The 19,832-nt window shown below is 55.5% G+C and carries 17 protein-coding genes; 4 read left to right on the forward strand and 13 right to left on the reverse strand.

Annotated elements, in window-relative coordinates; genetic code table 11:
* Positions 1–33: 33 nt before the first annotated feature.
* The gene (iadA, locus tag GS630_RS01535; RefSeq protein WP_170387164.1) at positions 34–1,200 is read right to left on the reverse strand and encodes a beta-aspartyl-peptidase; all 1,167 of its coding nucleotides are present in this window, start codon (positions 1,198–1,200) and stop codon (positions 34–36) included.
* A 520-nt stretch (positions 1,201–1,720) separates the two neighbouring features.
* On the opposite strand from iadA, the gene GS630_RS01540 reads away from it, so the two are divergent.
* Positions 1,721–2,272, forward strand: coding sequence for a 2OG-Fe(II) oxygenase (locus GS630_RS01540; RefSeq protein WP_170645098.1), 552 nt, complete (start codon positions 1,721–1,723; stop codon positions 2,270–2,272).
* 205 nt (positions 2,273–2,477) lie between these two features.
* Here the strand turns inward: GS630_RS01540 and GS630_RS01545 are convergent, their stop codons facing one another.
* A complete protein-coding gene (locus tag GS630_RS01545; protein WP_170645099.1) occupies positions 2,478–3,788 on the reverse strand; it encodes an MFS transporter in 1,311 nt (436 codons plus the stop codon).
* 12 nt (positions 3,789–3,800) lie between these two features.
* On the opposite strand from GS630_RS01545, the gene GS630_RS01550 reads away from it, so the two are divergent.
* The gene (locus GS630_RS01550) at positions 3,801–4,085 is read left to right on the forward strand and encodes a hypothetical protein (protein ID WP_216604505.1); all 285 of its coding nucleotides are present in this window, start codon (positions 3,801–3,803) and stop codon (positions 4,083–4,085) included.
* A 103-nt stretch (positions 4,086–4,188) separates the two neighbouring features.
* Here the strand turns inward: GS630_RS01550 and GS630_RS01555 are convergent, their stop codons facing one another.
* Genes GS630_RS01555 through GS630_RS01585 form a run of 7 tightly spaced genes read right to left on the reverse strand, consistent with a single transcriptional unit; the run spans position 4,189 to position 12,527 of the window.
* Positions 4,189–5,574 (reverse strand): M20 family metallopeptidase, encoded by a 1,386-nt coding sequence (locus GS630_RS01555; RefSeq protein WP_170555235.1) that lies wholly within the window; start codon positions 5,572–5,574, stop codon positions 4,189–4,191.
* Between the two features lie 12 nt (positions 5,575–5,586).
* Positions 5,587–6,993 (reverse strand): amidohydrolase, encoded by a 1,407-nt coding sequence (locus tag GS630_RS01560; protein WP_170387156.1) that lies wholly within the window; start codon positions 6,991–6,993, stop codon positions 5,587–5,589.
* A gap of 20 nt (positions 6,994–7,013) precedes the next feature.
* Entirely contained in the window at positions 7,014–8,018 is a 1,005-nt protein-coding gene (locus GS630_RS01565; RefSeq protein WP_170387154.1) for an ABC transporter ATP-binding protein, read from the reverse strand.
* The gene (locus GS630_RS01570) at positions 8,015–8,992 is read right to left on the reverse strand and encodes an ABC transporter ATP-binding protein (RefSeq protein WP_170387152.1); all 978 of its coding nucleotides are present in this window, start codon (positions 8,990–8,992) and stop codon (positions 8,015–8,017) included. The genes GS630_RS01565 and GS630_RS01570 overlap by 4 nt, the downstream gene beginning before the upstream one ends.
* Positions 8,989–9,912, reverse strand: a complete 924-nt coding sequence (locus GS630_RS01575) for an ABC transporter permease (RefSeq protein WP_170387150.1) — start codon at positions 9,910–9,912, stop codon at positions 8,989–8,991. The genes GS630_RS01570 and GS630_RS01575 overlap by 4 nt, the downstream gene beginning before the upstream one ends.
* On the reverse strand, positions 9,909–10,886 hold the full coding sequence (locus GS630_RS01580; protein ID WP_170482633.1) for an ABC transporter permease: 978 nt from the start codon (positions 10,884–10,886) through the stop codon (positions 9,909–9,911). The genes GS630_RS01575 and GS630_RS01580 overlap by 4 nt, the downstream gene beginning before the upstream one ends.
* A 60-nt stretch (positions 10,887–10,946) precedes the next feature.
* On the reverse strand, positions 10,947–12,527 hold the full coding sequence (locus GS630_RS01585; protein ID WP_170387147.1) for an ABC transporter substrate-binding protein: 1,581 nt from the start codon (positions 12,525–12,527) through the stop codon (positions 10,947–10,949).
* Positions 12,528–12,708: 181 nt separating this feature from the next.
* On the opposite strand from GS630_RS01585, the gene GS630_RS01590 reads away from it, so the two are divergent.
* A complete protein-coding gene (locus GS630_RS01590; RefSeq protein ID WP_170387145.1) occupies positions 12,709–13,620 on the forward strand; it encodes a LysR family transcriptional regulator in 912 nt (303 codons plus the stop codon).
* Here GS630_RS01590 and GS630_RS01595 read toward each other — a convergent pair.
* Complete coding sequence (locus GS630_RS01595; RefSeq protein WP_170387143.1) at positions 13,617–15,158, reverse strand: M81 family metallopeptidase; 1,542 nt, start codon at positions 15,156–15,158, stop codon at positions 13,617–13,619. The two genes, GS630_RS01590 and GS630_RS01595, sit on opposite strands and share 4 nt — an antisense overlap.
* A gap of 67 nt (positions 15,159–15,225) precedes the next feature.
* Between GS630_RS01595 and GS630_RS01600 the strand changes: the two genes are divergently transcribed.
* Positions 15,226–15,810: an RES family NAD+ phosphorylase gene (locus tag GS630_RS01600; RefSeq protein ID WP_170387141.1), complete on the forward strand. Its 585-nt coding sequence runs from the start codon at positions 15,226–15,228 to the stop codon at positions 15,808–15,810.
* 738 nt (positions 15,811–16,548) lie between these two features.
* On the opposite strand, the gene GS630_RS01605 is transcribed toward GS630_RS01600, so the two are convergent.
* The 3 genes from GS630_RS01605 to GS630_RS01615 form a co-directional block, all read right to left on the reverse strand.
* On the reverse strand, positions 16,549–17,673 hold the full coding sequence (locus GS630_RS01605; protein WP_253740627.1) for an ATP-dependent RecD-like DNA helicase: 1,125 nt from the start codon (positions 17,671–17,673) through the stop codon (positions 16,549–16,551).
* 304 nt (positions 17,674–17,977) lie between these two features.
* Complete coding sequence (locus GS630_RS01610; protein ID WP_171711835.1) at positions 17,978–18,991, reverse strand: hypothetical protein; 1,014 nt, start codon at positions 18,989–18,991, stop codon at positions 17,978–17,980.
* A 94-nt stretch (positions 18,992–19,085) separates the two neighbouring features.
* Positions 19,086–19,664 carry a hypothetical protein gene (locus GS630_RS01615; RefSeq protein ID WP_171711837.1) on the reverse strand — a complete coding sequence of 193 codons (579 nt, stop codon included), beginning with the start codon at positions 19,662–19,664 and terminating at the stop codon, positions 19,086–19,088.
* Between the last annotated feature and the right edge of the window lie 168 nt (positions 19,665–19,832).

Genomic DNA, 19,832 nt, shown 5'->3' on the forward strand with positions numbered 1-19,832 from the left:
ATAGCGGGCAGCCACCGGGGACCGCGCGGACGCTCAAACCTGTTCATACATGCCGCGTCGGGCTATCTGGCCGTCGCGTACATGCCATTCCCCCCGGGCCATCACATGCCGCACGGCAGTGTTTTCGTCAAGAACGACCAAATCAGCGTCCATACCCACGTTCAGACGACCTTTTTGGTGCAGCTTCAGCAGGTCGGCGACATTTGAGGTCAGCGGAGCCAGCGCTTCGGGCATTGGTACTCCTCTGTTGGTGAGTTCGCGCAGCGTGTCCGGCAAAGTGTCCGACAAACCCACACCAAACCGTGTCAGATTGCCTTCATGGTCAAAGGCGGGCAGGCAGCCACCACCGTCAGAGCTGATGGTGAACCGGTCGGCGTGACCGCCCAAATCGCGAAACTGAATGTAGGCCTCAGTAGCAGAGATGCCCGGCTCGACATGTCCGCAGGGGAATGCGGTAGCGTCGATGTAACATCCGTGCCGTGCTAGCGCCACGGCCTGTTCGAAGAGTGGTTTGTTGCGATTGACATGGGTTGGATTGAAGACGCGTGCGGGGATTTCGCAGGTCGCGATAGCTTGTTCCAACATTGACAGCCCTCGCTCGCCATCTCCCATATGGCAATGCACAATCCCCGCCTTGCCAGTCATCAGGCCTGCGACATGCGCTTCGCTTGCGATCCGCAGAAACTCGTCCAATGTCGGTTGGCTCGACCGGTGATCACTGATCGCCAGTTCCCCAACACCGATGACCGGATCAAGGAACACAATGTCTCCACGGGCTGAACCGGTGAGGGTGGTCAGTGGGACGTGATAGCCACCGGTGTGACACCAGGCTGAAAGTCCTTCTTCGCGCAACCCATAGGCCTGTTGCACCAGCGTCTGCGTGTTGCGGGTCAGATCGTCCGTGCCCAATACTCCAACGACTGAAGTGACACCGGCACGCGTGAAAGAGGACAGGACAAGCGGCGGCACCCGACTGGCTGGTCCGGTTTCACCGCCACCGCCAGTTATATGCGCATGCCCATCAATAAAACCCGGAACAACCGCTGCGCCTTCGACGTCAATGATCTCTGCCTGAAGCTGGACAGGCAATTCGGGTTTATTGCTGCCGAGGTAAATGATGCGTTCACCCGCAGTGAGAATATGGCCCAAACCAACAGGTTCAGGTGAATAGAGGCGCGCATTCTTGATGAGCTTCAACACGTTGCAAATCCGTCAGTAGGAGCGAAGACGTCCTTCTTTGCACCAAATGGCAGCAGAAGAACCATCCCCTTTTTCGGGGAAAGCGTAGATGTCGGTCGTACGCCACTAGCAGACAATGAGAAAAATGAAGCGGATGGCAAGGTTGTCCGCGAAGTAGTCGTGTTTAAGGGTTGCGGCGAACGGTTGCTCCGAGCCCAATCTGTCTTATGCTGCGGAACAGCCGAATGTCCGCTTTTCTCCCGGGCGACCATCACGGTACGCGCCATCGCAATGACCTTAAGCCAGCGTGGAATAAACCTCGGCAACTCGCTGAAAGGTCCAATAGCAGGCGATAGCCGCACATCGTATACCGTTTGGGATCCGAGAACGTCTAGGGTGAATTCCAAATCCGGATTCCTGGACCCAAAACAATTGAGATTGTAGAAAAATTACGTCGCTTTCAGCCTCTTAGGTCGAAAACAGCGCAGCGCCATCTGTGCATCTTGGCAAAATTTAGTACCAATCAAAAATGGTGTACAGAATGCTGGAAGTTCATTCGATTCCCGGTGCATTTACCGCGCGGGAATGTGAGCAGATTGTTGCTGCATCACAAAAAGCCCCGGCGAACGAGGCTCTGCTTGTCGGGCAAAACAAGGATCATAATCTGCGCAGAGCGGATGTGACCTGGCTGGACGACGTCGAAGGCTCTGATTGGGTGATGTCACGCCTGATCAACGTTGTCCGTCGCTCCAACACCGACAAGTTTGGCTTTGATCTGAGCGAGTTCGCCGAAAGTCCGCAGATTGCCTGCTATAAAGCATCAGATGGTGGTCATTTTGCGTGGCATTCCGATATCGGCGACGGGTCAGTCGCCCGAAAAAGAAAGCTGTCGCTGGTCGTTCAACTCAGCAAACCCGGGATGTACGACGGCGGTGACTTGGAGATTATGCCGGGTGCGTATGCTGTAACGGCCAGCCGGTATCAAGGGAGCGCGACCATCTTTCCCAGCTTCTTGTTGCACCAGGTGACACCGGTTGAGAATGGTGATCGGTATTCGTTGACGGTCTGGGCGCATGGCCCGACGTTTCGGTGATGATTTCCGTACTCGTTTGATTAAGAGTCCGAGACTACAAGGCTAACGGTTCGTTTCGTGTAGGAAACAGAGTCGAAAGAGTTAAGCTTGCCTTTAACACATTCGCTGAAATGGCATTTCTTGTAGTCCAACGTCTCTGCTAAATCCTAGAAGCTGCACGTTACTGACGCCTGAGTTGCTTTGGTCACTCAATGGCTGGCTTCTATTATGTATCAGTCGGTAAGCGACTGGCGACTGATTTCTCATGGACTAAGTTTGGCAGGCTCACCATATCAGAAGCAACTTTGCCAGCTTCCTTTGAAGTACTTTCGACAGATATGCGTGTCTGGCCCAACCGGGGGTGCAGCTTACGAGCCAGAACCCACGTCCAAAGCAAACCTGCACCACCCGCGGCGAACACACCAGAGAGCGGTGCCACGAGAAGAACCAGCCAGGCGGCACCAGGTGTAATAATACCCGAAACATCGCGAAAACTCGCGTATATTGCTGACATCTCAGTTCGTTCGGAAGGTTTGACTGCGAGAAGGAACGGCAAACCAGCGGAAACATCGAGCAAGATCAGGAAAATCGAGCCCATCATTAAGAATGCGATTGTGACTTCAGGGATTCCGAATGGAACTCCAGCAAAAAGAAACAGCAGCCCGGACATGAGGAATCCGGTTCTGACTGCTGCGCGTACCGAACTGCGCTGCATGAAACGAAGCATCAGTGGGGTGCAAAACAGGGCGGCATTGGAAATCGATAAAGCAATCCCTCCAAGCTGGCTGCCTAGCCCGTTCTGAACCGCATAGATGGGCAGGTATACGACATAAATCCACCACCCACAGGAACGAACGACTGCGAATACCCATCCGGCAACCAATCGTGGTTGCGCAAAAAACCTCCCGAAATAGGCGAACGGATTTGCGGGAGCGCTTTGGCTTCTGGTGATGAGCCTGCCGTTTCCGAGGCGCATAACAAGAAAGATGAGCAGCATGACAATCGCCGCACCGGCTGCAATCAGGAACGGCGCAGGTTGCCACCGTTCGTACAATATCGCGCCAAGCGCAGGGCCTGCCGTCCAACCCAGCGCACTGTAGAAAAGCCGGGATGTCTCAAAACGTCCTAGTTCGATCTTAGCAACATGGTCGAGCACATAGGCGTTGAAGCACACAAATGTCGTCACAACGGCGAATGTCGTGAGTGCGAGCCCCGCAATAACGGCAGCAGGGGTCGCAACGGTCGTCACAACCGCACCCGCGACGTACGAAAGAGTGCCGAACACATAGACCAATCTCCTTGGGACAAACCGGATCAGGTAGGGAACCAGAAGACCGATCAAGAGTGAAACTGCGCCAATGGCGAAATAAATTTCGGATACAAATCGCGCATCCTTCAGCGCGTTGTACATCGCTACCGGAAAGACAGAGATCAAAATACCCCTGGCAATCGCCTCTGTACCCGCCAGAATGGCGAATCCCCGCACGCTGGGTGCTGGCGCATGGCGAAGCCATTCTGGTATTCGGCGTTCGTGCATGAGAAGTGCTCAATGGACTGGGAATCAGTCAAACCTGTTTCCTCATTTTTTCTCTCCTGGCAGCGACCCGATGTCGTTTTTGCTAATCGTGAAAGTTATAAAAATTCCATAACTGAATTTCGTTTTTTCTTTTTGGGAACCCGCTTCGCTGGCGTTCAATTTTCAACGCTGATTACAGCGAAGGGATTGCTTGAACTCGGGCTGGATTGGCCCAGTAGAATGGCCGCAAACCGGAAATCATTGCTCGACCGAAAAATCTACCGCTGCGGATGCAAGCACTTTCAGTATGAGCAATAGTCGTGGCTACAAAAGTCGGTTTTGTCCGCAAAGCGGTCAGTTAAAGTCGGGAGTGCGATACCCGCCCGATCCAGGTATGGATGAAAGCCTTTGTGGCGCGCGGTCAGAGTGGCCTGGCAAGGTCACCAATATCCCAGAAAAGACCGGCCATTGCCCGCAATGCATCACGCGACACCGACTTCAACACGTGTTCGTTTGGCGCGTGCTGTGAACAGCCACGATAGGAATGAGGCACCCAAATCGTTGGGAGGCCGAGCACATCGGAAAAGACCTCATTGGGCAGGGAACCGGCGAGATTTGGCAGAATATGTGGCCGCTTTCCAGACGTTTCTTCCAGCGAACGCGCGACAAACGACACCCAAGGATGCTCCGGCGATGTCCGCGTCGCATCGAAAAATCCGCGGTCGTGAGGTTTGATCTTAACGATCTGAAATCCTCTTGCATCAAGGTGGCGACGAAGGGCCGACAGGATACCGGCTTGATCGGTGCCAACAACGAAGCGGAGCTGACAGGCGGCCTTGGCATATCCCGAGATCGCGTTAACCGGCTCTTCGGGGACACCGCTTTTCATTGCGAGGATCGCAAAGCTGTTCCAGCCAAAGACCCGTTCGGCCGGTGTCAGACTTTCTTCGCCCCAGTCTTCGTCAATCTTCGGACCGCCATCTCCGCCTACCGGCAAATTGCGCAGGGTATGCCGGATGTCTTCGGTTAGGCTGGTCGGCCGCCACTCTGGTATTTGGATTTGGCCCCTCACATCGGTGATCGTCGAGAGGGCTTGCGCAAGGATCATCGCGGGGTCGGCAAGCAAACCGCCCCAGTTACCGGAATGATGCGCGCCGTCTCGAAGGTCAACGATGAGGTCGAACGAATTGCCGCCCCGTGCTCCCATGAACATCGTCGGCGTGTCTGACTGAAGGCGTGGTCCGTCCGATGCGATCAGGACATCCGCGGCAAGGTTTTCTTTGTGCGTGGCGCAAAACTCCGACAGCCCCGGCGACCCCATCTCCTCACCCATTTCAATAAGGATTCGAATGTTGAAGCCGAGTGATCCACGAGCGTCGATGACGGAGCTCAACGCAGCCAAGTTGATGAGGTGTTGTCCCTTGTTGTCAGCGGTACCGCGTCCGAAGAGGCAATCGCCCTCATCCACAAGACGAAACGGGTAAAGCCCGTTGCGCCACTGATCGGTTTGGGCGCGGATCACGTCGCCATGCCCATAGGACAGGATCGTTGGGCCTGTGTCGTCCTCGATGCGTTCAGCGACAAGGATAGGACCTGCATCTGGCACAGGGTTCGGGTGTATTGCACAGGAGAACCCAAGACTGTGCAGGCGCGGAACGAGGGCTTCTTCAAGATAGCGCGGAAGTTCCGCCGCTTTCTCTGGTGTCTGGCTCTCCGTCTCATGGGCAACCAGTTCGCTAAGATCGGTTGCAAATCGACCGCTGTCAAAATATTCGGCGACGTTGTCTATGGCAGCAGCGCGGGTCATGTTCACTTTCCCTCAGACAGGTGGGCGCACGTCTGCAGGGATCGGACATGTGTACGGCGTTTCGCCCAGATGGTCTTGATGCGTCGCGCGCGCAGCATCGATGCGTGACGGGTCCTCAACCAGTCGACAGGCTGTCGCGGCCATTGCCTTTGCGGCGTAGATCATGCCTTTGTGCGCTGCGGGTGCCTTGCCTTGTGCAACTGTTTGCCAGGTATGAAATGGCGTTCCAATTGCGCAGGTCGCGACCCGAGCCTGAACCGTCGGAACAGCCCAACTCACATCCCCGACATCTGTTGAGCCTTCGCCACCATCGCTGTGGCGATCAAGAGGTGCGATGAAGTCGCAGAGTGCGAGATCCTTTCTGGGCTTAGCTCCGATCCGCTTGAAGGTCGTGTTGATGTCAGCCGTGGTCAATGTAGTCTGAATCTCACGGGCAAAGCTGAGGTCTGACTCGTCAAAGGCGACGGGTCCGAGTTTCTCTAGCTCGTGCTGCATGGTTTCTTCCAAAGGACGGTTTCCAAGCAGGTTTGAAACGCCGGAAAAGACCTGACTTGTGACCTGCGTTCCGGTCATCAGCGCCGCACCATCTGCAATCTTTCTGACACGCGTAACCAGATCGGCGAGGTCGGGTAGCGAACTGGCGCGGACGAGCTGGCGCACCGTGGCCTTGGCCTGCACCACGTTCGGCGCAACACCACCTGCATCGAGATAGGCGTAGTGCACCCGGGCGCTGTCGGGCATGTGCTCGCGCAGGTAATTTACACCGATGTTCATCAGTTCAACCGCATCAAGCGCCGACCTACCCAATTCCGGTGCACCCGCCGCATGGGCAGCTTTTCCATGAAAAGTGAAATCGATCCGGGTGTTTGCGAGCGATCTGGCCTCATTCACGCCTGTGAAGGTCGCTGGATGCCACGAGATGGCTGCGTCGACATCATCGAACAGTCCTTCACGCACCATGTATGTCTTGGCCGCGCCCCCTTCTTCAGCGGGGCAGCCATAGTATCGCACACGGCCCTTGATGCCGTTTTCGGCCAGCCAGTCTTTCACCGCCGTCGCGGCCAAGAGTGCGGCGGCCCCTAACAGATTGTGACCACACCCATGCCCGTTGCCGCCCTCTTCAAGCGGCTGATGTTCAGCCACACCCGGCGCCTGGCTCAGATATGGCAGCGCATCGAACTCACCGAGGATGGCAATCACCGGACCCTCGTCTCCTGCTTCGCCAATCACGGCCGTAGGAATGCCAGCTGCGTTCTCTGTTATCTTGAACCCCTGAGCGCGTAACATCTGCACATGTTCGGCGACGGACTTGTACTCGGCATAAAGCGTCTCGGGCGTGTCAAAGACTCGATCTGACAAGGCGATAAAATCATCACGATGGCGGTCGACGTGGTCCCAGATCGGATCGGCGTTTTTCAAGGGGCTCTCCAGCTTCTCGTTCAAACGGTTTCGGCGTGTTCCAGCAGGCAAGCCGTTTCGCGCCCGCCGCGCCCCGCTTTCAGTTCAGGAACAGTGGTGCGGCACTCAGCGGTCGCCACGGGGCAACGCGGGTGGAAGGTACATCCAGATGGCGGATCTAGCGGCGACGGAATTTCCCCCTCAATCGGGGCAAAATCACGCCGGCGCTGATCAAGGCGCGGAGCCTCTGCAAGCAGCGCTTTCGTGTAGGGATGGCGCGGGTCCGAAAAAATTTCCTCAGTCGATGCGCTCTCGACAATGCGGCCCAGATACATGATCGCCACGCGGTCGGCGATGTGTTCGACGACGCTCAGGTCATGGCTGATGAACAGATAGGTCAGGCCCAGCTCTTCGCGCAGATCCATGAACAAGTTGATAACCTGCGCCTGGATCGACACGTCCAGCGCAGCGATGGCTTCGTCGCAGACAAGGAACTTCGGCTTCACGGCGAGCGCACGTGCAATTCCAATCCGTTGCCTCTGACCGCCGGAAAACTGATGCGCGTAACGCCGCTTGAGCGACGGGTCGAGGCCGACCTTGCGCATCACGTCGTCCACGTATTCCGCACTCTCTGCTTTGCTGACGATCCCATGCATACGCGGTGCTTCGCCGATGATATCTTCGACGCGCATTCGCGGATTTAGGCTGGCAAAGGGGTCCTGGAAGATCATCTGAATTGCGAGGGTCGCCGCGCGTTTGTCGGTGCCGTTCAACGTCGCAACATCTTTGCCTCCGTAGAACATCTGTCCGTCACTTGCAGGGTGAATGCCGGCAACAACACGTCCCAAAGTGGACTTGCCGCAGCCGGATTCGCCGACCAATCCCAGAACCTCACCCTTTTGAATCGACAGGTTCACGTTATCGACAGCATGGACCGTTTCTTCCCGGATGTTTGCGCCAAGTCGCTGTGCGATTTTCCCCGCGACGTCCAAACGTTTGGTGAAGCGCTTCGAAACGCCTCGGATTTCAACGAGCGGCTCAGTCAAAGCGTCGTCTCCTTGGTGCGTTGCGGATTGAAACAGCGAAGGCTGCGGCCATCCACGTCCTTAATCGGGGGGCGCTTGGAACACGCTGCCGTTAGGGCCTGACAACGCGGTCCAAAGGCGCATCCTTCAGGCAGGGCGAGCATGTTTGGCGTCATCCCTTCGATCTGGAACAAACGCTGCCCACGCCGGTTCGCCGTCGGAACCGATCCGAGAAGCCCGACCGTATAGGGATGCAACGGACGGTCGATAACATCGTCGATACCGCCTTGCTCAACGATCCGTCCTGCGTACATCACCGAAATCCGGTCCGCGAGCCCTGCCACAACGGCAAGGTCATGCGTGATCCAGATCATCGCAGTTCCCGTGCGTTTCGTCAGCTTCTGTGCCTCGTGGATGATCTGCGCCTGAATTGTCACGTCGAGCGCTGTCGTCGGCTCGTCGGCAATAATGAGGTCCGGCTGGTTCAAGAAGGCTGTCGCAATCGCCACGCGCTGCCGCATCCCACCGGAAAGCTGATGCGGATAGGCTTGCAATCGCTCTTCCGGCGATGGGATGCCAACCAAACCAAGCGCATCACGGCTTCTTTCCCAGGCGGTTTGGCGGCTTACGTTTTCATGGGCGAGAATGGCCTCGATCATCTGCGTATCGACGCGCAGGACCGGGTTGAGCGTCATCATCGGATCCTGAAAGATCATCGAGATTCGGTTGCCACGCAAGGTCTTGAGTCGCTCTTCCGGTGCGTTCGCGATCTCGTCACCATTAAAACGGATTGACCCATCGACGATGCGCCCGGGAGGTTCGATCAGCCCAAGGATGGAAAACCCGGTGATCGACTTGCCCGACCCGGACTCACCCACCAGACCCATTACCTCGCCCTTGGAGACGGTGAAATCCACACCATCTACGGCCTTGACCACACCCGCGTGCGTGAAGAAGTGGGTCTTCAGCCCGCTGACTTCGAGTACTTCAGTCATCTCTTCAACCTCGGGTTCAGAACATCGCGCAAATGGTCGCCAACAAGGTTGATGGACACCACCGTCATTAACAGCGCGACGCCGGGAAAAACGGAAATCCAGTAGCGTCCTGAAAGCATGTATTCGAATCCATTTGCGATCAGCACCCCGATCGACGGCTCAGTCTGTGGAAGTCCTACGCCAAGGAACGAAAGCGTCGCTTCCAATGAGATCGCACTGGCGGTTTGTACCGTGCCAACGACAATCAGAGGCGCCATGCAATTCGGGAGAATATGCCGAAAGACGATCCGCGAACGCGAAATGCCGAGACATTGTGCGGCTTCAACATATTCCTTTCCACGCTCGACAAGCGCGGTCGCGCGCACCGTGCGGGCGTAGTAGGCCCATTGCGCAATTACGAGGGCAAGAATGATCTTGTCGACACCCTTACCAAGTGCCGCAACCATCATCAGCGCAACCAGCGATGCCGGGAACGAAAGTTGAAGATCCACGATGCGCATAATGAACGCTTCGGTCCGGCCACCAGCGTAGGCCGCGACCAGACCGATCGCCATACCGATCAGAAGGGCAATCACTCCAGATGCAAGCCCAACGGTCAGAGAGATACGCAAACCATAGAGAATTGCCGAGTAGAGATCGCGCCCAGACCCGTCCGAGCCGAGCCACATTGTATATCCGTCGAAGGCTTCGGAACCTGGCGGCAAGCGCCCATCCATGACGCTGACCTGACCAAGATCGTAGGGGTTCTGCGGTGTGATCCAGGGTGCCAGGATGGCCAAAAGAACGATGATCAGGAATATGCCGAGCGCCGCTGTCGCGATCCTGCTTTCGAAGAACTCGGCCCGAAATCGCTGGAACGGCGTCTCGACCTTAGGGGATTTGGCGGTGGTCAGCGAATGATCTGTGACGGTGTCGGTCATGCGCCCTGATCCTGCAAACGAACCCTCGGATCGAGGATCGAGTAAAGTATGTCGACGATCAGATTGATCAGCACGAAGAACAGTACGATGATCATCAGATAGGCGACGACGACAGGCCGATCCAATTGCAGTATTGCGTCGATCAGCAGTTTGCCCATTCCCGGCCACGCGAAGATTGATTCAGTCACCACCGAGAACCCGATCAAACTGCCGAATTCGAGGCCCATGACGGTCACTACCGGGATCATAATGTTCTTCATTACATGCACCAGAATGATGCGTCGGGTCGAAAGCCCTTTGGCCCGGGCATATTTAACGTAATCCTGTCCCATCGCTTCCCTGACACCCGCTCGGGTGAGACGGATTGCCAGCGAAATCTTAAGAAGTGCCAGGTTGAGAGCAGGCAGGAAGATGTGGCTCAACCCATCGAGCGTAAAAAGGCTGCTGTGAATCCCAAGAAACGAGCCGATGTCGCCACGACCTGTCGCAGGGACCCATCTAAGTTCTACGGCAAACAGCATGATGAGCATTAGTCCGACCCAGAAGGTCGGCAGCGAGAAACCGAGAATCGAGCCAGCCATAACGCCTTTGGAAAGCGGGCTGTCGGGATAGAGCCCGGCATAAAGCCCCAATGGAATTCCGATCACGATGGCAAGAAAGAGTGCACTGAAGGCCAGTTCCATCGTGGCAGGCATATGGTGCAGGATCAGTTTGAGCGCGGGCTCACCGAAGACGAAGCTATCGCCGAGGTCACCCTGTGCCGCACCTTTGAGGAACAACCAGTACTGTTCCCAAATAGGCCGATCCAATCCAAGCCGTCGAATGGCCGCTTCGATGTCAGCCTGATCCGCGTCGGGGCTTACCAGCATGTAGACCGGGTCACCAACGATGTTGACGCCAAAAAAGACAATCACCGACATCAGGAAGACAACAAGCATTGCTTGCAGCAATCGGCGAATGACAAAAACGGTCATGAGGACATTCCCTGGGCAAAGGCTGCGGGCCGCTGCGAAGGCGGCCCGGATGCATTGCGGTTACTCTTTCACGACGCCTGTCGCGAGAGTGTATTCGTCGGTCCGAGGGATGTAGCTCAGACCTTTTTTGGCCGCCCAGGTGTTGACCTGGAAGTGCGTCGGAATGATCGCCACGTTCTCGATCGCGCGCTCTGTTGCCGCGGCGAGCAGTTCCTGCCGCTTTGCGTCATCGACTGTTCGCAGGGCTTCTTCGATCAACGCGTCGGTTTCAGCATCCGAGTGTCGGCCACGGTTTGATGATCCAAAGCCCGCATCCTTGTCATGGGTGTGGATCAGCGATTTGAGAGGCGAGGACGCTTCGCCGGACCCCGCGCCCCATCCGACGAGGATAAAGCTGAACTCCGGCAGACCCTCTGGGCTGCCTTTGGAAGCGCGCCCAAAGTATACCGAGCGCGGCATGGTTTCGACGGCTGTCTTGATGCCAACACGGGTCAACATTTGCGCAATTGCCTCGGCAATTTTGGCGTCGTTGATGTAACGGTCATTCGGCCCATGGATTGTCATTTCAAATCCATCGGGATAACCGGCTTCAGCCAGAAGCGCTTTAGCACCGTCTGGATCATAGGCCACGACGTCCAAATTGTCAGACACGCCAAAGAACCCCTCGGGCAGAAGCTGACCGGCGGGCAGGGCAACCCCTTCCATGACACGCTCAACGATTGCATCGCGGTTGATCGCCATGCTGATCGCCTTACGGACGCGGACGTCCATGAGGGGGTTCTTGATATCGCCGCCACCGTTGGCCTTCACAAAGGGTGAATCCTCGCGGAATTGGTCCATGTGAAGATAGATCACTCGGTTGGACACGCCCTGGCTCAACTGAATACCGTCATTGCCCTGAAGTGTTGTGATATCGGTCGTTGGTACGCCCGATATCATGTCCACATCACCGGCAAGAAGCGATGCAACACGGCTCGGACCGGACGTGATTGGGCGGAATTCCACCTCGGACCAGATCGGTGCATCACCCCAGTAGTCGTCGTTCCGTACCAGCACGATGCTTTCACCCGGCGTGTAACTTTGGAACTTGAACGGCCCTGTGCCGATGGTGGCCGTACCCGCGTTGAAGTCTTCCGTCGTTGCTTCGCAGCCCACTTCTGAGATCACAGGGATCGTGGAAATGTCGTTGCCCATTAACGGATAAGGTGCGGCCGTTTTGAAATGCACCGTGTAGTCATCGATTTTGACGACTTCCTTACCCTTGAGATAAGTGCCGTATCCCGATGGAGAGTTCGGTACGTCCGGCGCGCGCGCCATGGTGCAGACTACATCGTCTGCCGTAAAGTCACTTCCGTCGTGAAACTTTACGCCCTCACGCAGCTTGAACTCCCAAGTCAATTCATCAATCGGCTCCCATGACACGGCAAGACCCGGCGATAGGCGCTGCTTCTCATCCTGCGCGATCAGCCGGTCAAAGATGTGCACGGACATCGCGTTGTTCGGACCCAGGTTGTGAAAATGCGGATCGAGTGACGTCGGCTCCGAAGCGAGGCCGATCGTTAGTTTTTCGGCCGAAACAGCACTGGCGCCGAAAGCCAAAATGCTGACAGCGACGGCTGTCGCAGATGTGAGTTTCCTCATCAAAAAGACTCCCTGTTTGTTTGGCGCTTGTGAATGGGCGAATCTTTGGCCGATCCCGCGCCCTATTAAAAAAGGCTAGCTACCGCAAAAATCATTGCCAATACTTATTGCTATGCGTCTTTGCATAGACCAATCCAAGAGTTTGGATGTTCAGCCGCTCGTACCGGGGGAGTAATGTAGCATGACAGAACACAGACACAGACTGCGCGAGTTCGAGTCGCTAAGAGCCGTGATCACGACTGGGACAACCATCGGCGCCGCGCGGCGTCTCGGGATTTCGCAGTCTGCCGTGAGCCGGTCCTTATCACAACTCGAGGCCCGTGTTGGGCGATCGCTCTTTCTCCGGCGATCGGGACGTATCGACCCAACAGACGAAGCCTTGCGTCTCAACGAAAAACTGGACCCAATTTTCGAGACGCTGGCGGACATTGAGGGCGCAGAATGGGCTACTCCGGATAACGAGCCGTTACGCCTGATCGTGCCGCCGACTCTGGCACATCACTTTGTCATCTCCAGGGTGGCCAGTTTTCTCAAGAAGAATGAAGGAAAGCAGCTTCAATTGGATATTCAGGCCACGGACGTGCTGGTCGCCGGCATTCTCGACCTCCGCTATGATCTTGGTTTGACGAGTGCGATGATCCAAAGAACTGGTGTTCATCTCATGCCTTGGCGCCGCAGTCAGGTGGTCTGCGCCATGCCGAGCAACCATCCGCTATCGGAAAAACGAGTGGTGACGCCGCACGACCTTGAAGGCGTCGCGCTGATCGAGTTTCTGCGAAGGCTGGGGACGCGAGCGATCACAGAAAAGATCTTTGCGCGCGCTGGAATTCGGCCGAAACAAGTCGCAGAAACGGCAACGAACATGGCCGCACTGGAGCTCGTCCGCGAGGGTTTGGGCGTGACGCTGATCAATCCCTTCCCGTTGTTGTCGTCAGGGATGGAAGGTGTCGTCGTCAGGCCATTTGACGCCGCCATTTTTTATGACACGAGCTTTGTACTTCCATCAGGCAGGCCACCTTCTCAGCTTGCCCGCCAGTTCATGCAATTTGTCAAGTTGACGACGCCGCAGGACAAATACTCAGAGCCCGTCTAGCGCAGCATCTTAGCCGACCACGAGGTGTCGACGTCCATCGGAAAGTTCGGTCGTGGCAAATTCGCAAACGGCCAGCGGTCGTGAACTGGCGACGTAAGCCCGCCCGTGTCGACCTCAAATACCTGGTTTGGCCCAAACCAGTTGGAAAACCCGGCCCGAAAGTGGCCTCTGGATTTCACAACAACAGTCCGGGCAGACGCAATATCCAGCCCGAACATATGAAAGAACACGGGGTCGGCAGTCTGTGTGCGATCGGTGATCACCACCACGGTGATACCACCAATACGAAGCGCAGCGGATGGCCCTAGGGCCAATCTCCGACCTGCCGTCATGCCCAGTTCACCTACCACATCTCCATTATGGAGACCCAAGACCTCTGCATCCGCCTCAAAAGGCACATCCCATTGCGCCCAGAAAGCGCTGGAATCGGAAGACCGGTTGAATCGTGCCCTGAATTTGCCGCCGACACCGATGCCATGGGCTTCGTTCGCAAGTTCCGGATCACAAAAGGAACCGAATAGGCATACTTCGACTTTTGCCGCATGAAGAGCGGCTAACAGTTCCGTCGTCCTGCCACTGCCGCCGCCACCAGGATTGTCACCGGCATCGGAGAAAATCACAGGCGTGCGCGCTTGGTCAGCGGAAATTGAGATCGCTTCCGTCACGGATGTCAGTTTCCGAACGAAATCCTTCCTCAATGACCAGGCCATGTCTGCCAATTCTTCCGCCAGTGCATTGGCCGCCTTCTGGTCCTCACGCGCGGTGACAACGATGCTCAGACCGTTGTCGGGCGTGTCGGAGAAAAGGAAATTACCGAAGATCGATACGTTTAGAATCTCACCTCGACCTTCGGCTTGTCGTCGCTGACCATGGTCGATCAGCGTGCCATACGGGTGCTCGGCACTTAGCAGGGTCACGGATGCCGGAACAAGAGGCAGTTTGACATGCGCGGTTTGGGGCCGGACGCCCGACGCCAAAACCCGGCGCAGCGAAAAGGCGGCTTCCTCGCCACGTTCTATCTGATCGACGTGAGGATTGGTCCGATAGCCGACGATCAGGTCACAGGCATCGACCATCCGTTGTGAGATATTTGCATGCAGATCGAGTGTCGCAATGACAGGTATGTCCGGTCCTACAACTCCCCGAATGTGTGACATCAACAAACCGTCAGGGTCGTGGTCATGCTCGGCAACCATCGCGCCGTGGTTGCAGATGTAGACTGCGTCAACAGGGCCAGCTGAGCGCAGCATGTCTTCCGAAGTCGCTATGACCTCTTCGATTACAGATTTTCGTACTGGACCCGCCGGGTGGCTGGCTGCCAAGATACAGGGTACCGGCGTCCAGTCGCCCGTAGCATCCATCGCCCTGACAAAGGCTGCAAATTCTATTGCCAGCTTTGGTGTCGCGGATCTCGCTTCAGACATCAAAGCATCGCCTGAAAGCCATGTCAGAGACTTAAAGTCCGACAAATCAGCCGGCGGTGCAAAACGATTTGACTCGAGAATCGCGCCAAGGAGGGCGATCTTTGGAACCTTCATGCGAGAGGCCTTTGGAAATGCAACACAATGCGAGGAAACATGAGTAGGTGATTTCAATCAAGGTATCATGCGTCTTCTCTTTTCTAGGAAAACCCCTGCCGCCCTGCGTCTTTCCTATAACGCGACGCGCAAACGATCAGTGCCACCCGTTATGCTGACAGAAGTTTCCGGAGAATTCGTAAAGATTGTTTGGGCCGATGACCCAGACGTTCACCTCATGCGCGGCGCACCGGATCGCCCACCCGCCCGGTTCAATCGCCGGGGGCAGGACGCTTTGTATCTGAGCCCTGATGTCGAAAGCGCAAAAGTCGCTATTGGTCAGGACGTCAGGAAGGATGATCGCCCGCGGGTTGTGTTGACTTTCGAGGTGGAACGATGCGCGTTGTTCGATTTGCGCAGCCCCGAAGCCGCAGATATCTATGCGCTTGCCAGTCAACCCTGGCGCAAACTCGTAGCTGCCGGTAGGGATCCGTCCTCATGGTTCGCTGCTGATCGGATCAGAGCAGACGGGCATATCGGATTGATTGATCCCTCACGAAGGCGCCCGGGCCTTTGGCACATCACTCTTTTTCGATGGAACGAGGCGAGCGCACCTGGCGTATTTCGGCGTAGTGAAGTGAAACCGGTTACCGTCCTGCTGGACTATCGATGACTTTTCGCTTTGCTTTTTCCTGTCGCAGCGAATGGCGGCTTTGCGGATTGCGACCGCAGTAATGCTAAAGGCTGCTGATAATCCGTTAAGGGCCTATTTTGTTGAAAAACTCCTGTTTTGCGCGGTTCCGAGTGAAAAATTGCCCGTACAGGCCCGGAAGAATTTTTCAGCTGAGGGGTCGGCCAACATCTGATGCTGGCGGCCAGCGGCCGTCTCAAAGCCCGCCAATGATGGTGGCAGTGGACTTTCTCGATTGGTCGCCGTTTCGCGAAAATCGCCGCTTTCTGTATTTTGGAGTTTTTCAACAGTATCGGCCGTTTGTTGACGTTGAGGCTTGCGACCCGACTGTCTTGTTCGTCCGCAATGCGGTCATTGGCACTAAGCGCAGCGAATGTCTGCTTTCGCGTGTTGCCGATAACGCGCTCGCACCGCAACGAAAGTCCGGTTTCTGTCAAACTCTGACGTGTATCGAACGGCCCATATGCTGCCCTGATCGTAAGCTGTCATTCTGCTTCTGGCAATCTTCCGTCAGATTTCTGAAACGTTATTTCAGGAAACATCTGAGCAAGCCTTGTCTGGTCAAGGCGAAGTCCTAGAAGTCGCCTCTGGACACGAATAGGATGCATTCTGGCTGCCACAAGACTTTGAGGTTCAATGCTCCCATTGATATAGCGTCAGGGAACATCTTCATTGGGCAGAAAGTGCCTGCCCAATGATGCCTTCAATGTGGAAATGCTTCTAGAGGCGTGTAACCAAGGTCACGCATTCAGAAGCCCGTGTAACAGCGGTATAGAGCCAATTCCTCGCATATTTGTCGAAGATGTGACTTTCGTCCTCTATAATCACGTGGCCCCACTGGCTGCCTTGGGCTTTATGAACCGTCAACGCGTAGCCATATTTAAACTGCTGAGAATTTTTTCGTTCCTTGTCCGCCAATCTCCCTTCGTCGTCAGTAAAATACTCAGGATGCACCCGTACGCGGTAGTTTTCATGATCCGGGAAGTCGCACGATTTCAGTTCCAACGACAAAGTCCCCGAAAACCGGGAATTCTTCGGTTCTGAGACGACAGTGAACATGCCTCCATTGACGATACCAAGGCCATGGTCATTGTGCTGACACACAAGGCGGTCGCCAATCTCAGGCAGGTCGCTGGTGCGTCCCAAGGCCCTGCGGATTTCTTCGTTGTAGTGGGAACGAGTGACGTTCCTACCGGCAAGGAGCTGGTCCGCATCCAATATCTCATCGATCTCAAGACTCCCGTCCGGCACCACACGGCTGTTCCCATAGGCACCATACTTCAACGGTTTCCCTTCACGAATGTCTGTCGCCAGTTGTAAGACCGGGCTGTCCTTGGCCTGACGGTGGATTTCGGTCAGCATGGCGTCAGGCTTGGCGTTGGTGAAATAACCCTCGCCGGCCACCGGCGGCAGCTGGGCAGGATCACCAAGTGCGAGGACAGGAGTTCCGAATGACATCAGGTCACGCGCTAAGTCTAAGTCAACCATTGAGCACTCATCGATCACAATCAAGTCCGCATCCGCTGCTGCACTATCCGGATCGAGGTGGAAACTGAATTTACCATTCGATCCCTGAACAGCCTTGTAGATCAAACTGTGGATGGTGGAAGCGCCTTCACAGCCGTTTCGCTGCATCATCATAGCCGCTTTGCCAGTGAAGGCCGCGTAAACAACCCCTCCATTCAAACCGCTGGCCAGATGTCGCGCGATTGTCGTCTTGCCGGTGCCAGCATATCCGAAGAGCCGGAAGATCTTATTTGTCTTGGCATCGTTCTTCAGCCAGGAGCTAACGCAGTCAAGCGCTGAGAGCTGTTGGCCGGACATAGTGAAATTGATAGCATTCATGCGGTTAGGCCTTCTGCAGGTTTGGGGTTGAGAATTCTGGCCAACGGGCGAGGGTGGCCGAGCATATCTTGGGCGTCCTAGGAACGAACCAACCAGACGATTGATGGTCGGCTCTGCGTTCATGGAAATGAAGGTGTAATGCCCCCCTTGTGACAGGTTACTCTTCAGGAGGGATGTTCCGGAGAAAGTATTTAACTAGGGGGGCATTACATGCCCGGAGGGGTTTCTTGATCTCCGGAGGGTGTAACGCTCCCCTAATATTTAACTTCTTTTCTCTTACACTATATTTGACACAAGGGGGCCATTACACGGCCACCTCCACCTTCGGTGCAGCGTTGGTCTCTAATCTCGAGGCACTCTGGCGAGTACGACATGCATTCACACGCCTCCGGTTTGCCCGCCTATCGGCCTCGGCAATCGGATCGGCAAAGCCCGTTTCTGAAAGGGTTTTCGAGATGACCGTCTGGCGCGCCAGTTCACAATCTCCACGCTGTGTACATGTCGAGCAAATAGGATTGTCAGACGTGACTACTCCGGGCACACCAAAACAACTCTGGTAGAACTCCTTGCTTGTAGGCGTCTTGAGCTCAACGGTTCTAAGGAAGCCGTTGGCAACGTCTTCTCGTGCTTTGCGTTCAGCACATTCGACGGCCTTTTCCCCAAGGAAGTGACAATCAACGGCACGGAAATACTGGCGCTCGACCACGTGCTTGGCAACAAACCCGTCTACTGAATATACGCCGCGACTCACCAAATCGAGCATCTCTTTACGAAATTGACGCTGCGCCGGAAGGCCCCGGTCGGAAAAAAATGCGTACTGGGGTATGGCCTTCATCCGGTTCAATTCAAGGCCATGGCGGTCGTCACTCCAGAACGCCACTATCTTGGTCAGCCAGGCATCGCGTTTCTTCTCGCCAGGCCAAAGCTGATTTGGTTGTGGCGGATGTCGGTAACGGCGAGCGGCCGCGAACTTGAAAACGAACTCCAAGTAAGCGGGATAAGGCAGGCCGATCTGGTCTGCTTTCTGGCGAGCGATGTAGAGCTGGGTCAGATGAGCGTTCCGTTTGTGAAGGCTCAATTTGAAGCCGATCTTGATATCGGATGCAGCGATCACATCGATATTCTCACGATAGTAATCTTTGTATGCTTCGATATAGGCACGATGGAACTGTTTCGTGGCATCCATGGGGGTCAGAAAACGATACTCCGGCCATTTATTCGGCATCAGCTCAGCTTCGCGCGCGCGATACCTCGTAGGGATCAGGTTCAGAACGCGGTTGAGTTTGGTCAGCCGGATGTCGTGTGCAGGTTTGATCATTTAACACATCTCCTTCGGGCCGGGACCGACCTTGCGGTCGAAATCCCGGTCTTGTCTTTGTGCTTGAGTTGGGTGGGAGGTGGCTAGCGCCAGATCAGACGAGGTAGGTTTCTTCTGAACCTGCGTTCCAGCGTCCATCAGTCCAGTGACCCAGCTTCATGGCGGTGTCGCGCAACTTGCGAAATCGGCGACGAGCCTGCTCGATCATCCGATAGCTCTGCCGGTAATCCGGTGCCTCATAGTAACCTAAACGCAGACCTTCGATTTCGCGCATGAGATCACTGGCACGCTTATCGAGAAAGCGAGCCTGATCTTCACGAGAAAGCTGGCGCAGTGCGGTAAGCGGGGGCAAAGGCGGAATCTGCGGCGGAAACAACGGGGTTTCGGTAACCGATCCTGTTCCGTCGATGTTGGTGGGCGTTATATGAGTTAACTCCTGGTGTTCAAGCATCTGGAGCAATTCATTGGTCATACCCAGAAGGCAGCTGACAAGCTTCGGAGCATCCTTGTCGCCATTAAGCTCATCGGCCATCGTCTTCAGCAAGAAAAACACTGTGCCCTTGTCGATGAAATCGTGATTTTCTCCAGAGATATTCTTCTTGAGATCGATGGTGGGAACATTCAGTTTACCAACATCTATTGTTCCGCCAAGGCGGTTGGGTGCGGCGTCCATATAGGATTCCTTTCAACAGTGGGTTTTTGCGGGCGATCTTTTTAGCGCGCAATTTTTTTATAGCGCTGCGGCTGTCGACTTACGTCTTTTTGTGAAATTTTTTTTACCTTGAACTTTGTGACATGCCGAAGTGAACATCCGGTGGCGGGTGATCTGTCTTACAAAACG

Origin of the sequence: Ruegeria sp. HKCCD7303, assembly GCF_013111185.1 — a bacterium.
Taxonomy (GTDB): domain Bacteria; phylum Pseudomonadota; class Alphaproteobacteria; order Rhodobacterales; family Rhodobacteraceae; genus Ruegeria.

What these genes read in the sequence shown, in the direction of transcription:
- GS630_RS01540 (WP_170645098.1), top strand. Translation starts at nt 1,721, where the DNA reads ATGCTGGAAGTTCATTCGATTCCCGGTGCATTTACCGCGCGGGAATGT.
- GS630_RS01545 (WP_170645099.1), bottom strand. Translation starts at nt 3,788, where the DNA reads ATGCACGAACGCCGAATACCAGAATGGCTTCGCCATGCGCCAGCACCC.
- GS630_RS01550 (WP_216604505.1), top strand. Translation starts at nt 3,801, where the DNA reads ATGGACTGGGAATCAGTCAAACCTGTTTCCTCATTTTTTCTCTCCTGG.
- GS630_RS01555 (WP_170555235.1), bottom strand. Translation starts at nt 5,574, where the DNA reads ATGACCCGCGCTGCTGCCATAGACAACGTCGCCGAATATTTTGACAGC.
- GS630_RS01570 (WP_170387152.1), bottom strand. Translation starts at nt 8,992, where the DNA reads ATGACTGAAGTACTCGAAGTCAGCGGGCTGAAGACCCACTTCTTCACG.
- GS630_RS01575 (WP_170387150.1), bottom strand. Translation starts at nt 9,912, where the DNA reads ATGACCGACACCGTCACAGATCATTCGCTGACCACCGCCAAATCCCCT.
- GS630_RS01580 (WP_170482633.1), bottom strand. Translation starts at nt 10,886, where the DNA reads ATGACCGTTTTTGTCATTCGCCGATTGCTGCAAGCAATGCTTGTTGTC.
- GS630_RS01585 (WP_170387147.1), bottom strand. Translation starts at nt 12,527, where the DNA reads ATGAGGAAACTCACATCTGCGACAGCCGTCGCTGTCAGCATTTTGGCT.
- GS630_RS01590 (WP_170387145.1), top strand. Translation starts at nt 12,709, where the DNA reads ATGACAGAACACAGACACAGACTGCGCGAGTTCGAGTCGCTAAGAGCC.
- GS630_RS01595 (WP_170387143.1), bottom strand. Translation starts at nt 15,158, where the DNA reads ATGAAGGTTCCAAAGATCGCCCTCCTTGGCGCGATTCTCGAGTCAAAT.
- GS630_RS01600 (WP_170387141.1), top strand. Translation starts at nt 15,226, where the DNA reads ATGCGTCTTCTCTTTTCTAGGAAAACCCCTGCCGCCCTGCGTCTTTCC.
- GS630_RS01605 (WP_253740627.1), bottom strand. Translation starts at nt 17,673, where the DNA reads ATGAATGCTATCAATTTCACTATGTCCGGCCAACAGCTCTCAGCGCTT.
- GS630_RS01610 (WP_171711835.1), bottom strand. Translation starts at nt 18,991, where the DNA reads ATGATCAAACCTGCACACGACATCCGGCTGACCAAACTCAACCGCGTT.
- GS630_RS01615 (WP_171711837.1), bottom strand. Translation starts at nt 19,664, where the DNA reads ATGGACGCCGCACCCAACCGCCTTGGCGGAACAATAGATGTTGGTAAA.